Source organism: Streptomyces sp. NBC_01478, assembly GCF_036227225.1.
Taxonomy (GTDB): domain Bacteria; phylum Actinomycetota; class Actinomycetes; order Streptomycetales; family Streptomycetaceae; genus Streptomyces.
The window spans coordinates 11,698,788-11,713,466 of the sequence record NZ_CP109444.1 but is presented as its reverse complement, the minus strand read 5'-3'; the positions used below and the strand labels follow the sequence as shown (position 1 = coordinate 11,713,466).

Sequence of the window (14,679 nt, the reverse complement as noted above, 5' to 3'; positions counted from 1 at the left end):
ACGCGGGCCGGCGGACAAGGCCCTCTCACTCGTCGTTCACCCAGCGCATGAGCCGCTGCAGCGGGTAGAAGCCGTCGTGGGAAAGACCTGGCGGCATGCCTCCCGCACCGCCGAGGGACACCACCCGCTGAACCCCGGCGCATGCGAGGGCATCGCGCAGCTCCGTTTTGCGGATGCCGGGGTACACGCCCACGGTCTGCGTGGCGACTCCTGCGTAGGCGACGGTTTCGGACAGCTCGGCAACCGGGATGACGTTGACCATCTTTCCGTCGGGGTGGAAGTCGACCGGTTCGGGCGAGCGGATGACCAGGCCCCGGCCGTCGTAGCCGCCCCACACCCGGTAGTCGGGTGTCAGGGAGCGCAGGACGTCGATCTCCTCGCGGAGTTCCGCGGCGACCCGCGGGCCGTCGGCCGAGCTGAACTCCCTTGCCACGCCCAGGCGTTCGCACAGCAGGGCGGCGTAGCGGTCGGCGTCCTCCCAGGAGCCCTCGACGAACTGGAAGCGGCTGGCCACGCAGGCCTGTTGGTTGAAGAAGGTGGCGTCGGCGGCGCCCGCGTCGGCGGCTCGGGCAAGGGTCTCGGGGGACTCGAACGCCTCGCGGCCGATGAGCGAGATGGAGGTCTTGGGGTCGAAGGAGACGAGTTCGAAGCCCGGGCCGACGTACCGCAGTGCGCCGCGAATCGTGGCCTCGCCGCCCCAGGCGACCAGTTTGTCGAAGAACTGCGGGCGGAACAGCACGCTCTCCACCGTCTCGTCGCCGCCGCGCCAGTACACCGCGGAGAACGAGCGGACCACGGGGTGGCCGGGGGCCACCGCCGCCATCGTGCGCAGGATCGCGGTCGCGGTGAACAGGTCGTTCGAGGGCAGTTTCAGCAGGTTGACGCCCTTCGTGAGGGCGCCGCGCACGACGGACATCGCGGCCACGCCGGGGGCGTTGCCGGCGATGATGTGCACCAGGCGCGGTGGGAACGCGCGGGTGGCCGCGGTCCGGTTGTCGGGCAGGCGTACCTCGCGCCAGCCGTCGAGCACGTCCGCTCCGCCGAGTTCGTGGTCGATCTGGGCGTACAGGCCGGGCCGTTGGAAGCTGCGCCACAGGACGGCGTAGGCGCGCTCGAGGACCTCCGCAGGCAGCGGGCTGACCCTGACCATGCGGTCGAGGGCCTCGGCGAGCAGGCCCTCGCGGTCCGCCTTGAGGGCCTCGCCGGTCTCCACCAGGAGGTCGACGATCTCCGCGACGGGCACGTGGAAGGCGGGGCCGGGTTCGGTGCGCGGCCACACGAGGCGGTCCAGGTCGAGTGCCGGTGCGGTGAAGGCCGAGTCGGCGCGGCCGTACGCGACGGGTGAGCCGTGGTCGACCTCGCCGCGCACCACGTGCACGACCTCGGTTTCGGTCGTGGTGCTCATCCGTGGATCATCCCCCGCACATAGGAGTCGAGTGTCGCGGCGCAGGTGATCTTGTCCTCGCCGCCCAGGTCGCCGTAGCGCCGGATGTCCGGCAGGACCGCCGGTCCCGCACGGCCGCAGTCGCAGGGCGAGAAGTCGACGAGGACCCGGTCTCCGCTGATCAGCCCGCCCCAGCGGCCCTCCAGTGATACGTCCAGGAAGGCGAACCGGCCCTCCACCACGCCCTGTTCGGTGTTGAGCAGCTTCTCGCCCGGCTCGTCCAGGACCAGCGGGATCACCCACGGCGGCACGTGGTAGTTGCCCGACTCGCAGGCCAGGCAGGAGCCCTGAAGCTCCGTCATGCCGTAACTGCGCACCCGCCGTACGCCGTCGTAGAAGGCGGCGAACTGCTGCTGGTAGTCGTCGGGCAGGACCCCGTTCTTGTTGCCGCCGCCGCTGAGCACCAGCGTGTCCGGGTGGAGGCTCCCGTCAGGTACACCCTGGGCCCGCAGAGCCTGGATCAGGGTGAACTGCTGGTTGTTCATCCCGGCGATCAGGAGTGGCTCGGTCCGGTGTGCGGCGATGTCGTCGACGATCTGGGCGACGGCCGCGCCGAGTTCCTCCTCGCGGGCCCCGGACGCGGCCTCGAAGGAGCTGATCTCCTGCGGGGTGGCGGTGCCCTCGGCCATGCGGCGGCGCAGCAGGGCGCTGCTCATCAACTCCGAGACCCGCATGGGGTCTTCGGTGAGCAACCGTGTCTCGCCGGGCCGTGCGAAGACGTCCGCGTGCCAGCGGTAGCCGTCGATGGAGCGCATCGGGCCGCCCGCCGGTGCGAGGAGGTAACCGCGGCGGGTCGGTTCGGGCGGCAGCGGGTCGGGCCAGCAGGTGAGGTTCTCCAGGATGTCGTGCAGAAAACGCAGGTCGCCCGCGTCGCAGTTGAGGAAGGAGACCTTCCCCGATGTACCGCTGGTGATGTACGGGCGGTGACCGGCGGCCGTCACGCGGTCCGTCCACTCGTCGATGTCGGTCACGCCCTCGACGTCGACATCGCCCGGCTCGACCACCGACACCGTCGTGTACCAGCGCAGGAGCCGGTCCCACCGGCCGCCCGTGATGAAGGAGAGAGGGTACGACTTGTAGCTGGTGTGGGAGAACAGCAGGGGGACGAGGTCGTCGGGGCTCTCGATCCCGTGGACGCCGCTCTCCGTCGCCCGGGTGCGCAGCAGCGGGATGCGCTCGCGGTGCGCGGTGAAGGCCTCGCGCGCCGCTTCGAGCTGCAACTCCCTTAGGTCCCGGGCGGGTTGGTCGAATGTGTCACCGGACCGGACGAGGGCCCGGAGCTGCTCACGTGCGCTGGGCACGGCAACCACCTCCATCAGTCATGACGTCGGGTTGTTCGCGAGATAGGAGGACTCGATGGCGTCGAGGTCTCCGCGCAGTTCCTTCGGGGTGCCGGTCATGACGACCCGGCCGCGGCGCAGGACGTAGACGCGGTCGGCGATGTCGAGCACCTTGCGTACGTGCTGTTCGACCAGCAGTGCGCCCAGGCCCTGGTCGGCCGCCTCGCGTACGGCGCGCAGGAGACGGTCGACGACCAACGGGGCGAGTCCCAGGGAGAGTTCGTCGGCCAGGAGGAGCCGGGGGGTACGGCACAGGGCGCGCGCCAGCGACAGCATCTGCTGCTCGCCGCCGGACAGCATGCCCGCGCCGGTCCTGAGGCGTTTCTCCAGTTCGGGGAAGAGCGCGACGGCCCGGTCGGGCGGAACGCGCCCGACCCGGAGGTTGTCGGTGGTGTCGAGGCGGGTGAAGACCGCGCGTTCGCCGACGTAGGCGAGGCCTTCGCGGGCGCGGCGGTGCAGGGGTGCGTGACCGGGGGTGCCCAGCCAGCGCACCTCGCCGCTCATCGGGGTCAGGTCGCCGGACAGCGCCCTGAGGGTGGTGGTCTTGCCCGCGCCGTTGGGGCCGAGCAGGGCGACGACCTCGCCCGGCCGGACCTCCAGGTCGAGGTCGCTGACGACGGGTCGGCTGCCGTATCCGGCGGACAGGGCGCGGGTCGCTATCAGGGGCACATCGGTGTCGTGCACGAGGTCTCTCCTCAACCGGAGTCGGCCGGGGGCGGCAGCGTCGGCCGTACCGAAGCGGACTCAGCCGTACCGAAGCGGGCTCAGCCGTGCGACGCGGCCGTCAGCACCTTGCGGACGTCGACGAAGGTCGACCCGGCCTTGGCCCACTCGATCTTCCCGTCGCGGATGGTGAGTTCGGTGGCGGTCGTGTTGTGGATGCGGTCGAGCCCCTTGATCGGCAGGGCCGTCGACGCCTTCCAGTTCAGGGGCGGGGTCAGGCCTCCGGTGTCGATGCCGGAGGTGGTGTTCAGCTCCTTCACCAGCGCCTCGGCAGAGATGGTCGGCAGCTTCTTGGCGGCCTCGGTGAAGACCTTGAAAGCCACCCAGGTCGTGGCGTTGGCGCCGTTGGTGGTGTCGATGTCCTTGCCCTTGGCCGCCGTCACGAAGTCCTTCCAGACGGCGTCGGAGGTCGGCGGGTAGTAGCCGGTTATCGCGGCGCCCTCCAGCGGGCTGCTGCTTCCGCCCGTGCTCGCGGCCAGTTGCGGGGTGAGGTTGCCGACCACGCTGGCGAGCTTGGTCTTGTCGCCGGACTGGACGTACGACTTCACGAACAGGCCGGAGGCGGTGCCCATGATGACGCTCACGCAGTCGCTGCCCTTGGTCGCGGCGACCTGCGGGGCGAGGTCGGTGGCGGTGAGCGGCACCTTGAGGTCCTTGGGCGGTGCCCCTCCGGCGGAGGTCGCACCCAGGGTGAGGAACTGCGAGACCACGGCCGCGGCGGCCACGTCGTACCGTACGCCGGTGATCTTCTTGCAGCCCTGCTCGACCAGTTGGCGGCCGTGGGCGGCGAACACCACCGGGGTACCGCCGTTGACCGGGAAGGACAGCGGGTTGGAGAACTCAGCGGCGGAGACGCCGGTGCCGCCGATGTACGGGATGCCGGCCTTCTGGAGGATAGGCATGTAGCGGTCGCCCGCGAGGCTGTAGGAGCCGACGACCGCGGCGACCTTGTCGGCGACGGCCTGCTGGGCGCACTTCTCGGCCTCGTCGGGGTCGCCCTTCTCGTTGCAGAACTCGACCTTCAGGGGTCCGCCCTTGATCCCGCCGTTGGCGTTGATCCACTTCTCGTAGGCCGTGGCGGTGAGGTGGATCCCGGGCTGGGCGCTGCCCTGGGTGTTCTCCGGCGCCCAGACCATCACCTTGACCGGGGTGCCCTTCAGCGACGAGGTCTCGGCCGAACTGCTTGCCGCCTCTCCCCCGCACCCTGCCACGAGCAGGGCTCCGGTCATCGCGAGACAGCCGGTCGCGACGCTTCTGCGTCGACGTGAGTCGTTCATGGTCCCTCCGCGGGGCTCGCGCCCAAAGTGGGCGACGTCGAGATGCCGAACAGCATGGGGCGCATTTTTGGGTTAGTGAAGTACTCTCGGCACAATTATTTAAATGAATGCACTGTCTCGTCCCGTGTCTGGGAGGTTCCTCGGATGGACGACGTCCTGCGCTTCGCGCTGCTCGGCCTGGGGCTCGGCGCCCTCTACGCACTCACCGCACACGGCATCGTGCTGGTCTACCGGGGCTCCGGAGTCCTGAACTTCGCGCACGGCGCGATCGGGATGGCCGGTGCCTACGTCCAGTGGGAACTCGCCGTCAACCACGGCGTGCCGTACTGGCCCGCCACCGCGTGCGGCGTGCTCATCTCCGCCGTACTGGGCGTGCTCACCCACCTGTTGGTGATCCGCCCGCTGCGCAGGGCGTCCACCCTGGCCCGACTGGTCGGCACCCTCGCGGTGTTCATCGTGCTCACCGCGATCGCCGTCAAACGCTACGGCGACAGCCTGCAGTTGGTGCCGGGCAAGCTGCCCACCCGGCTGCTGACGATCGCCGGGGCGACGGTCTCCGAGGACCACGTCTGGCTGCTCGGCATCGCGCTCGCCGTGACGGCCGTGCTCCATCTCCTGTACCGGCGCACCCTGTTCGGCCTGGGCACCACCGCGGTCGCCGAGAACGAGGGCGCCGCCGCCGCGCTCGGCTGGTCCCCCGATCTGATCGCCGCCGGCAACTGGGCGCTGGGCTCCGCGCTCGCGGGGCTCACCGCCATCCTGATCGTGCCAGTGATCGGCCTGTCGGTGACCGGGCTGACCACGCTGCTGCTGAGCGCGCTGGCCGCCGCCCTGGTCGGCAGGTTCTCGTCGTTCCCGATCACTTTGGCGGGCGGTCTGGTCATCGGGGTCGCGCAGTCCGAACTCACGCGCTTCGGCTCGGGCGTCACCGGACTCGCCTCGTCGGTGCCGTTCCTCTTCATCGCCCTGGTACTGGTCGCGCGCGGCCGGGCACTGCCGCTGCGCGGCACGTTCCTCGACCGCCTCCCGGCGCTGGGCACCGGCAGGGTGCGCCCCGTCCCGCTCGCGCTGGCCGTGGTGACCGGGCTGGTGCTGGTGAGCCTGTCGACGCCGTTGTGGGCCGACGCGATCACCAGCACGCTGGTGCTCTCGCTGATCATCCTGTCGATCATCGTGGTCACCGGTTACGCGGGCCAGGTCTCGCTGGCGGCCTACGCCCTTGCCGGGACCGGCGCCTTCATCGCCGGGCACGCGGCGGCGGACTGGGGCTGGCCCTTCGAACTCGCCCTGTTGGCAGGCGTGTTGGGGACCATACCGATCGGCCTGCTGTTCGCGCTGCCGGCCGTGCGCACGCGCGGGGTCAATCTCGCGATCATCACGCTCGGGCTCGGCACCACCCTGGAGGCGATGGTCTTCCAGAACACCGACCTGTCGACGACGCCCGGCAGCGACGGCATCGCGGTCGGCAACCAGACGCTCTTCGGCATCAGCATCTCCGGCGTCGACCATCCGCAGCGCTACGCCGCCGTGGTGCTGGTCCTGTTCGTCGCCGCCACGCTCGTGGTCGCCAACGTCCGGCGCAGTCGCACCGGCCGCCGTCTCGTCGCCGTACGGGCCAACGAGCGGGCCGCCGCCGCCCTGGGCATCGACGTCCGCGCGGCCAAGCTCTACGCCTTCGGTCTGTCCTCGGCCATCGCCGCGCTCGCCGGCGTACTGACCGGCTTCCGGTCGACGTCGGTGGTGTTCTCCGACTTCGCGAGCTTCGACTCCGTCACCGCGCTCGGGCTCGCCGTCATCGGCGGTGTCGGCTTCCTCGTCGGCCCGCTGTTCGGCGCCACGTTCGCCGCGGGCACGGTCGGCGCCCGGTTCGGAGACCTGGTGCTGCCCGGGCTGAGCGAGTGGATGCCGCTGATCGGCGGGATCATCCTGGTGCTGACCCTGGTGGGCAACCAGGACGGCATCGGCAAGGAACTCGGCAAGCAGGCGAGGGGACTTGAGCGAAAGCTGCGCCCACAGCGCGCTGCCGTCGTACCCGAGGAGGAGACGGCTCCCCTGCCGGACGTCCCCCGCGCCGCACCCCTCCCCCTGCACGTGCGCGACCTCACCGTCCGCTACGGCGGTGTCGTTGCCGTCGACGAACTCTCGCTGGACGTCGAACCGGGCCGGGTGGTGGGGCTCATCGGCCCCAACGGCGCCGGCAAGACCTCCGCCATCGACGCGGTCACCGGCTTCACCCGGGCCGCGTCCGGCAGCGTCCGCCTCGGCCAGCGGGACGTGACCCGGGTGCCGGTGCACCGGCGGGCCGGGGCCGGGCTTAGCCGGTCCTTCCAGTCGCTGGAGCTGTTCGAGGACATGACGGTGCTGGACAACCTCTACGCCGCCTGCGAGCGACCGGGCCGGTGGACCTGGCTCACCGACCTGGTCCGTCCCGGCAGCCGCCCGCTGCCCGCCCAAGTACTCGTCGCCGTAAGGGAGTTCGGGCTCCAGGACAGCCTGGACCGGCCGGTGGGAGACCTGTCGTACGGTGAGCGGCGGTTGCTGGCGATCGCGCGGGCGGTGGCGACCTCGCCGTCGGTGCTGCTGCTGGACGAACCGGCGGCGGGGCTGTCCGACGACGAGACACAGGAGTTGGCCCATCTCGTGCGGCGGCTCGCCGAGGACTGGGGCATGGGGGTGCTGCTCGTCGAGCACGACGTCGACATGGTGATGAGCGTCTGCGACCAGGTCGTCGTGCTCGACTTCGGACGCCGGATCTGCGCCGGCACCCCGGACGAGGTGCGCCGCGATCCGGCGGTCCGGGCGGCCTACCTGGGCGACCTGGAGCCGGAGACGTCGTCCTGACGGTGGGTCAGGCGTCCCGCAGGTCCGCCACGTACGGCTGGTGGGCCAGCAGTCCGCCGTCCACGCGCAGGGTGTGCCCGGTGATGAAGGCGGACTCGTCGGAGGCGAGGAAGACGACCGCCGCAGCGACGTCCTCCGGCCGGCCGAGGCGCGGGGTGAGGTGATGGCGGAGCATCTTCTCGCGTATCGCCCCGTGGGCCGAACCGGCGCTCGCCGGCGTGACGATGAACCCCGGGGCGATGGCGTTGCAGCGCACGCCCTGCTTGCCGTACTGGGTCGCGACGTACTGCGTGAGGTTGATGAGGGCGGCCTTCGAGGCGCCGTACGCGGGGTTACGCAGGTCGCCCGCCAGACCGGCGCCGGACGAGGTGTTGATGATCGAGCCGGCGCCGCGGGCGATCATGTGCGGGACGGCGGCCTGGATGGCGACCATGGTGCCGCGCAGGTTGATCCGCATGGTGTCGTCCCAGACCGCCGGGTCGGCCTCCAGGACGGCGAGGTCCTGGCGGGCGGCCAGATGGGTGGCCGCCGCGTTGTTGTGCAGGACGTCGAGGCCGCCGTAGGTGTCGACTGCCGTGGCCACCATGGCCTGTACGGAGTCGATGTCGCCGAGGTCGACCGGGACCGCCGTGGCGGAGCCTCCGGCCGCGCGGATCTCCTCCGTGACCGCCTTGGCGCCGTCGAGGTTCAGATCCGCTACGACCGTGTGGGCGCCCTCGGCCGCCAGGCGGCGGGCGGTGGCGGCGCCGATGCCGGACGCGGCCCCGGTCACGATCGCGATCTTGTTGTCGAGTCGTCCCATGACTCAACCACCTTTCTCAGTCGGTGAGTTCGCTGCCGACGACGGAGACGAAGGAGACGCATTCGCCGGGGCCGCCGCCGAGGTTGTGGGTGAGGGCGAGCGAGCGCCCTTCGGCCAACGTGCTGACCGTCCGCTCGGGCGGTGCCTCGCCGCGCAGTTGGAGCCAGGCCTCGAACATCATGCGCAGGCCGGAGGCGCCGATGGGGTGGCCGAAGGCCTTCAGGCCGCCGTCCGGGTTGACCGGCAGCGAGCCGTCCAGGTCGAAGGCGCCGCTGGTGACGTCCTTCCACGCCTGTCCGCGCTCAGAGAAGCCCAGGTCCTCCATCAGCACCAACTCCGTTGGTGTGAAGCAGTCGTGGACCTCTGCAAGGGCGAGTTCGGCGCGCGGGTCGGTGATGCCCGCCTGCCGGTAGGCCTCCTGCGCCGAGACGACGACCTCGGGGAAGGTGGTGAAGTCGTAGTCGGGGTCGAGGAGTCCGTCCGCCGGTCCTGCGACGAAGGACAGTGCCTTCACGAAGATCGGCTTGTCCGTGTACTTGTAGGCGTCCTCGGCGCGTACGACGATCGCCGCCGCCGATCCGTCGGAGACCCCCGAGCAGTCGAACACGCCGAGCATGCCCGCGACGATCGGCGCCGACCGGATGCGCTCCAGCGGCACCTCCTTGCGGAACTGGGCGCGGGGGTTGCGGGCGCCGTTGACGTGGTTCTTCCAGGCGATGCGGGTGATGACGTCCTTCAACTCCTCTTCCGCCAGGCCGTACTTGGCCGCGTAGGCGGGGGCGAGGAGGGAGAAGTTCGCCGGGGCCGTGATCTCGCCGCGGCTGTCGTCGCCCGCGCCGGGCATCGAGGTACCCGAGAGTCCGGACATGCCGGAGTCCTTGAGTTTCTCCACGCCGACGGCCATCGCCACGTCGTAGGCGCCGGAGGCGACCGCGTAACAGGCGTTGCGCAGCGCCTCGGAGCCGGTGGCGCACATGTTCTCCAGGCGGGTGACCGGCTTGTACGGCAGGTGGAGCGGGCGGCTGAGGGTCAGTCCGGAGACTCCGGACGCCTGGGTGCCGAGCCAGAAGGCGTCGATGTCGTCGAGCGTGATGCCGGCCGAGGTGACGGCCTCGCCGACGGCGTCGACCAGCAGGTCGTCCGCCGAGCGGGTCCAGTGTTCGCCGAAGGGCGTGCAGCCCATGCCGACGATCGCGACCCGGTCCCGGATTCCGTGCGAGCTCATGCGCCTGTCCCCTCGGTCTCGCCGGTGCGTACCGGCCGGGCCTTCCAGAAGTAGTTGTGGACGCCGGCGGCGGTGACCGTGCGCCGGAAGGTCATCTCGACCCGGGCGCCGATGACGGCGTCGGCCTCGGTGGCGTCGGTGAGCTGGCAGCGGAACCTGCCGCCGCCGTCGTAGTCGACGACCACGACGAGCATCGGCGGGCTCGGCGTGTGGGCCAGCCGGTCCACGGTGAACGTGGCGACCGTGCCGGGCACATGCTCCATCGGCTCGTCGGTCATGGCGTCGACGCTCCGGCAGGTCACGCACACCCGGTCCGGCGGCAGATGCCGGGTCCCGCACTTCTCGCAACGAGAGGCGACGAAGCCGTACTTCCAACTGTTGCGGCGGTGCGCGGGCGGGGCGTACGGCGGCTCCGGGTCCGGACGGCGGGGTGGTTCGCGGTCGAGGAGGCCGCGCCAGGAGAGGTAGGTGGCGTACGGCATGGGGGCACCGCCCGCGGCGATCTGCGCGGCGACCGGGCGGGCGGCGCGGTGTGCGGGGAGGGCGTCGGTGGTGCGCAGGAGCAGGACTCCCGCGCCGTCGCCGAGCACGACGAGCGCGATGATCCGGCCGGGTTCGGCCCGGTCGAGGACATCGGCGAGGAGCAGACCGGGCTGGGCGGTGCCGGCGTTGCCGATCTCCGCGCTGAGGTCGGCGGTCGCCGCCTCGGAACGTACGCCTGAGGTACGACGCACCGTCGCGCACGCGCGCGCGTGCAGGCCGGAGACGATGAGGTGGTCGACGGCATCACGGTCCAGGCCCGCCTGGTCGAGGGCGGCGCTCAACGCCTTGTCCGCGAGGGAGACGTAGATCTCCTCCGCGAAGCGCTCTTCCCAGACGCGGGAGGCGGGGGCGCCGGGCAGCCGCCAGCGGTCGAGGATCTCGTCGCTGACCGTGTCGTGGGCGAGCAGCTCCGCGATCACGGGGGCGCCGTTGCGGTGGCCGCCGAAGGCGAACGCCGCCGCTCCGTCGCCGCCCGCGCTCTCCTCGCCGCCGCCGGGCAGGCCGGTGCGCAGGTCGGACAGGACCGTCAGGGTCGGTACCGGAGAGCGGGCCGCGGTGACCAGCGCGCCGAGGCCGGAGCGGACGGAGCCCGCCATGTCGACGGCGAGGACGTGCGGGTCGAGGCCGAGCGCCGCGTGGACGGCGGTCGCGTTCGTCTTGTCGAGGTAGGCGGGCGCGGCGGTGGCGAGGAACAACTGGCCGATGCGGGTGCGCAGTCCGTCCCTGGCCAGGGACGACCGGGCCGCCTCGACGGCCATCGAGGTGGTGTCCTCGTCGTAGCCCGCCACCGCGCGCGTTCCCCGGGACGCGACCGTCCCGAGGGTGGCGGCGATGTCGGCGCGGGCGAGGCGGTGGTACGGCACGTAGGCGCCGTATGCGATCAGTCCGGGCATCAGCGTCCTCCATTGGCGTCGGTGGTGTGCGTGGGCCGTTCGAAGACCGCGGCCAGGCCCTGTCCGCCGCCGAGGCACATGGTCTCCAGGCCGAACCGGGCCTGACGGCGGTCGAGTTCGCGCAGCAGGGTGGCGAGGATGCGGCCGCCGGTGGCGCCGACGGGGTGACCCAGCGAGATGCCGGAGCCGTTGACGTTGAACCGCTCGAAGTCGGCCTCGGTCAGGGCCCATTCACGGGCGCAGGCGAGCACCTGGGCGGCGAACGCCTCGTTGAGTTCGATCAGGTCGATGTCGGCGAGCTTGAGTCCCGCGCGGTCAAGTGCCCTGGCCGTCGCGGGTATCGGGCCGATCCCCATCGTCTCCGGCGGCACGCCCACGACGGCCCAGGAGACCAGGCGGGCCAGAGGGCGCAGGCCGAGTTCGGCGGCGCGCTCGGGGTGGGTGACGACGCAGAGGGCGGCACCGTCGTTCTGTCCGCTGGCGTTGCCGGCGGTGACGGTCGCCTCGGGGTCCTGCCGTCCGAGGACGGGGCGCAGGGTCGCGAGTTTCTCCAACGTCGAGTCGGGGCGCGGATGTTCGTCGCTGTCGACGACCGTCTCGCCCTTCCTGGTCCGTACGGTGACCGGCACGATCTCGTCGGTGAAACGGCCCTCGCGCTGGGCGGCGACCGCCTTCTCGTGGGAGCGCAGGGCGAGTTGGTCCTGTTCCTCGCGGGGGATCGCGTACTCGCGCCGCAGGTTCTCGGCGGTCTCCAACATGCCGCCGGGGACAGGGTGGTTGACGCCTCCGGAGGTGACCCGGCCGCGGGCCAGCCGGTCGTGCAGGGTGGTGCCCGCGCCGCGCACGCCGAAGCGGACGCCGGTGGTGTAGAACTCCGCCTGGCTCATGGACTCCACTCCCCCGGCCAGCACGAGGTCGCTCGCGCCGGTCTGCACCTGCATCGCCGCCGTGATGATCGCCTGGAGTCCCGAGCCGCAGCGGCGGTCGATCTGGAGTCCCGGCACCTCCACCGGCAGACCGGCGTCGAGAGCGGCCACGCGGCCGATGGCCGGGGCCTCGCCGTTGGGGTAGCACTGGCCCAACAGCACGTCGTCGACGGCGGCGGGCGGGATACCGGTGCGGTCCAGTACGGCGCGTACGACGGCGGCGGCCAGCTCGGTCGCCGGCACGTCACGGAAGACGCCTCCGTAGCCACCGACGGGGGTACGCACGGGTTCGCAGATCACCGCGTCACGCAGGAGGGCGGGCATCGGCCAGGCCTTTCATGAGGGGTCACATGTACCGGCCGCCGGTCACCTCGACCACGGCTCCGGTGACGTAGCTCGCCATGTCGGAGGCGAGGAAGAGGACGACCTGGGCGACCTCGGCGGGCTCGCCCGCGCGGCCCAGGGGGATCTCGGCGAGCTTGGCGTCCCAGGCGGCCGGCGGCATCGCCTCGGTCATGGCGGTGCGGATCAGGCCCGGCTGTACGGCGTTGACGCGGATGCCGGCCTTGGCGAGTTCCTTGGCGGAAGCTTTGGTCAGTCCGACGAGTCCGGCCTTGGCGGCGCTGTAGTTCGTCTGACCGAAGTTGCCGACCTTGCCGGCGATGGACGAAATGTTGACGATGCTGCCGCCGCTTCCGTGCGCGCGCATCGCCTCGGCCGCGTGCCGGGTGCCGTTCCAGGCGCCGGTCAGATGGACGTCGACGACCGCGCGGAAGTCGGACAGAGCCATCTTGCGCAGGGTCGCGTCGCGGGTGATCCCGGCGTTGTTGACCATGACGCCCACGGGGCCGAAGGTGTCGGCGCAGTGGGCGACCAGGGCGGCGACCTCGTCCTCGTCGGTGACGTCGCAGCGCAGCGAGGTGGCGGCCACCCCGTTCTTGGCGAGGCGTTCGGCGGCTTCCGCCGCGGCGTCCTCGTTGATGTCGCCGAGGACGACGGACGCGCCCGCGGCGCCGAGCACGCCGGCGATCTCGAAGCCGATGCCCTGTGCGCCGCCGGTGATCACCGCGTTGCGGCCGTCCAGCAGTCCCATGTCAGCCCGCCCTTGGCTCGACGCCGTCCCTCGCTATTTCTTCTAAATAGATAACCTATTATGCTGAAACAATCAATACAGCGATCGGCTGGGTGACCGTGGCCGGGCGAGGAGTGCACACGGGTGGACATCAGCTATCCCGCGGAGACCGAGACGTTCCGCACCGAGGTCAAGGGGTTCCTCGCCGAGGCGCTGCCGCCGGACTGGAAGGGCATCGGCGCCCTCGACGAGGAGGCCGCCTGGTCCTTCGCCCGGGACTGGCGACGCCGGCTCGCCGAGCACCGTTACCTCTCCCTCACCTGGCCCGAGCGCTACGGCGGCCGTGGCCTGTCCAAGCTCCACCAGGTGGTCCTGATGGAGGAACTGGCCCTGGCCGGTGTGCCGTTCGGGCTGCCGCAGGACACCTTCGGCGTGAAGATGCTCGCGAACACGCTGCTGCGGTGGGGCACGGACGAGCAGCGGAGCCATTTCCTGCCGCGCATACTCAGCGGCGAGGACACCTGGTGCCAGGGCTACTCGGAGCCCGACGCGGGCTCGGACCTCGCCTCGTTGACGACACGTGCCGTACGCGAGGGCGACGAGTGGGTGATCGACGGCCAGAAGGTGTGGACGTCCGGCGCCCACCACAGCGACTGGATCTTCGTCCTCGCCCGCACGGACCGCGCCGCCCCCAAGCACCGCGGCATCTCCTTCCTCCTTGTCCCACTGGACCAACCCGGCGTGGAGGTCCGGCCGTTCCGCATGATGAGCGGCCAACTCCACTTCAACGAGGTCTTCTTCAACGGCGCCCGCACCCGCGCCGACCTCGTCGTGGGCGGCGTCGACAACGGCTGGACCGTCGCGCAGAGCCTGTTGGGCGTGGAGCGCGGTGAGGAGGCGGCGACCAACCCGATCCTGTTCCGGGCCGAGGTGGAACGCCTGGTGGAACTGGCCCGCCTGTACGGCAGAGACCAGGATCCGGTCATCAGGCAGCGGATCGCCTGGTGCTGGTCCAAGGTCGAGATCATGCGCTACCTCGGCTACCGGATCCTCACCGGCTGGCTCAAGGGCGCGGAGCCGGGCCCCGAGTCGTCGATCGCCAAGCTGTACTGGAGCGAGTACCACACGAAGGTCACCGATCTGGCGATGGACATCATGGGCCTGCACGCCCAAGTGCCAGTAGGCCGCCCGCCGTTGCGCACCTACCGCACGGACGACCCCGGCGCCGCGAACTCCTCGGCGTCCTGGTCGACGACGTACCTGATCGCCCGCTCCGGGACGATCTACGCGGGCACCTCGCAGGTACAGCGGAACATCCTCGCGGAGAAGGTGCTGGGACTGCCGCGCGAGCCGAGGGCGACGGCTGGTTGAGGCGGGACCGGCGGCGGGTGGTCAAGGCCGGTTCAGGGAGGGCTGGTTGTGCCAAGTTCGGCGGCGGGGCGGTCGCGGGCAGTTCGGTGACGGCTGCTTGAGGCAGGTTCGACGACGGCTGGTCGAAGCCGGTTCGGTGACGGCTGCTCAAGAGGTCGCGCAGATAGGCGCGGGGCGCCCCCGTCAACGAAGCCAGCACAGATCTTGGTGATCCTGGAGTTA

At 71.0% G+C, this 14,679-nt stretch carries 11 protein-coding genes; 2 read left to right on the top strand and 9 right to left on the bottom strand.

The window, feature by feature from the left end; translation table 11 throughout:
* Positions 1 to 25 precede the first annotated feature (25 nt).
* The 4 genes from OG223_RS52040 to OG223_RS52025 form a co-directional block, all read right to left on the bottom strand.
* Complete coding sequence (locus tag OG223_RS52040; RefSeq protein ID WP_329264848.1) at positions 26 to 1,405, bottom strand: acyl-CoA reductase; 1,380 nt, start codon at positions 1,403 to 1,405, stop codon at positions 26 to 28.
* Positions 1,402 to 2,745, bottom strand: coding sequence for a hypothetical protein (locus OG223_RS52035; protein ID WP_329264847.1), 1,344 nt, complete (start codon positions 2,743 to 2,745; stop codon positions 1,402 to 1,404). The genes OG223_RS52040 and OG223_RS52035 overlap by 4 nt, the downstream gene beginning before the upstream one ends.
* A gap of 18 nt (positions 2,746 to 2,763) precedes the next feature.
* Positions 2,764 to 3,468, bottom strand: a complete 705-nt coding sequence (locus tag OG223_RS52030; RefSeq protein ID WP_262058753.1) for an ABC transporter ATP-binding protein — start codon at positions 3,466 to 3,468, stop codon at positions 2,764 to 2,766.
* 80 nt (positions 3,469 to 3,548) lie between these two features.
* On the bottom strand, positions 3,549 to 4,784 hold the full coding sequence (locus OG223_RS52025) for an ABC transporter substrate-binding protein (protein ID WP_329264843.1): 1,236 nt from the start codon (positions 4,782 to 4,784) through the stop codon (positions 3,549 to 3,551).
* A gap of 144 nt (positions 4,785 to 4,928) precedes the next feature.
* On the opposite strand from OG223_RS52025, the gene OG223_RS52020 reads away from it, so the two are divergent.
* Positions 4,929 to 7,625, top strand: a complete 2,697-nt coding sequence (locus tag OG223_RS52020; protein WP_329264842.1) for a branched-chain amino acid ABC transporter permease/ATP-binding protein — start codon at positions 4,929 to 4,931, stop codon at positions 7,623 to 7,625.
* Positions 7,626 to 7,632: 7 nt separating this feature from the next.
* Here OG223_RS52020 and OG223_RS52015 read toward each other — a convergent pair whose 3' ends face one another.
* The 5 genes from OG223_RS52015 to fabG are packed head-to-tail and all read right to left on the bottom strand — an operon-like array spanning position 7,633 to position 13,107.
* On the bottom strand, positions 7,633 to 8,427 hold the full coding sequence (locus OG223_RS52015) for an SDR family NAD(P)-dependent oxidoreductase (RefSeq protein WP_329264840.1): 795 nt from the start codon (positions 8,425 to 8,427) through the stop codon (positions 7,633 to 7,635).
* A 16-nt stretch (positions 8,428 to 8,443) separates the two neighbouring features.
* Complete coding sequence (locus OG223_RS52010; RefSeq protein WP_329264839.1) at positions 8,444 to 9,652, bottom strand: acetyl-CoA acetyltransferase; 1,209 nt, start codon at positions 9,650 to 9,652, stop codon at positions 8,444 to 8,446.
* Positions 9,649 to 11,088 (bottom strand): OB-fold domain-containing protein, encoded by a 1,440-nt coding sequence (locus tag OG223_RS52005; protein WP_329264837.1) that lies wholly within the window; start codon positions 11,086 to 11,088, stop codon positions 9,649 to 9,651. The genes OG223_RS52010 and OG223_RS52005 overlap by 4 nt, the downstream gene beginning before the upstream one ends.
* A complete protein-coding gene (locus OG223_RS52000; protein WP_329264834.1) occupies positions 11,088 to 12,338 on the bottom strand; it encodes an acetyl-CoA C-acetyltransferase in 1,251 nt (416 codons plus the stop codon). Before OG223_RS52000 ends, OG223_RS52005 begins: the two co-directional genes overlap by 1 nt.
* A gap of 22 nt (positions 12,339 to 12,360) precedes the next feature.
* Positions 12,361 to 13,107 (bottom strand): 3-oxoacyl-ACP reductase FabG, encoded by a 747-nt coding sequence (gene fabG / locus OG223_RS51995; RefSeq protein WP_329264832.1) that lies wholly within the window; start codon positions 13,105 to 13,107, stop codon positions 12,361 to 12,363.
* A gap of 123 nt (positions 13,108 to 13,230) precedes the next feature.
* On the opposite strand from fabG, the gene OG223_RS51990 reads away from it, so the two are divergent.
* Positions 13,231 to 14,457, top strand: coding sequence for an acyl-CoA dehydrogenase family protein (locus OG223_RS51990; protein ID WP_329264830.1), 1,227 nt, complete (start codon positions 13,231 to 13,233; stop codon positions 14,455 to 14,457).
* Positions 14,458 to 14,679: the final 222 nt, after the last annotated feature.

Excerpts from the sequence above, each read along its gene's own strand:
- OG223_RS52005 (WP_329264837.1), bottom strand. The coding sequence starts at position 11,088 with ATGCCCGGACTGATCGCATACGGCGCCTACGTGCCGTACCACCGCCTC.
- OG223_RS52015 (WP_329264840.1), bottom strand. The coding sequence starts at position 8,427 with ATGGGACGACTCGACAACAAGATCGCGATCGTGACCGGGGCCGCGTCC.
- OG223_RS52020 (WP_329264842.1), top strand. The coding sequence starts at position 4,929 with ATGGACGACGTCCTGCGCTTCGCGCTGCTCGGCCTGGGGCTCGGCGCC.
- OG223_RS52000 (WP_329264834.1), bottom strand. The coding sequence starts at position 12,338 with ATGCCCGCCCTCCTGCGTGACGCGGTGATCTGCGAACCCGTGCGTACC.
- OG223_RS52025 (WP_329264843.1), bottom strand. The coding sequence starts at position 4,784 with ATGAACGACTCACGTCGACGCAGAAGCGTCGCGACCGGCTGTCTCGCG.
- OG223_RS52010 (WP_329264839.1), bottom strand. The coding sequence starts at position 9,652 with ATGAGCTCGCACGGAATCCGGGACCGGGTCGCGATCGTCGGCATGGGC.
- fabG (WP_329264832.1), bottom strand. The coding sequence starts at position 13,107 with ATGGGACTGCTGGACGGCCGCAACGCGGTGATCACCGGCGGCGCACAG.
- OG223_RS52040 (WP_329264848.1), bottom strand. The coding sequence starts at position 1,405 with ATGAGCACCACGACCGAAACCGAGGTCGTGCACGTGGTGCGCGGCGAG.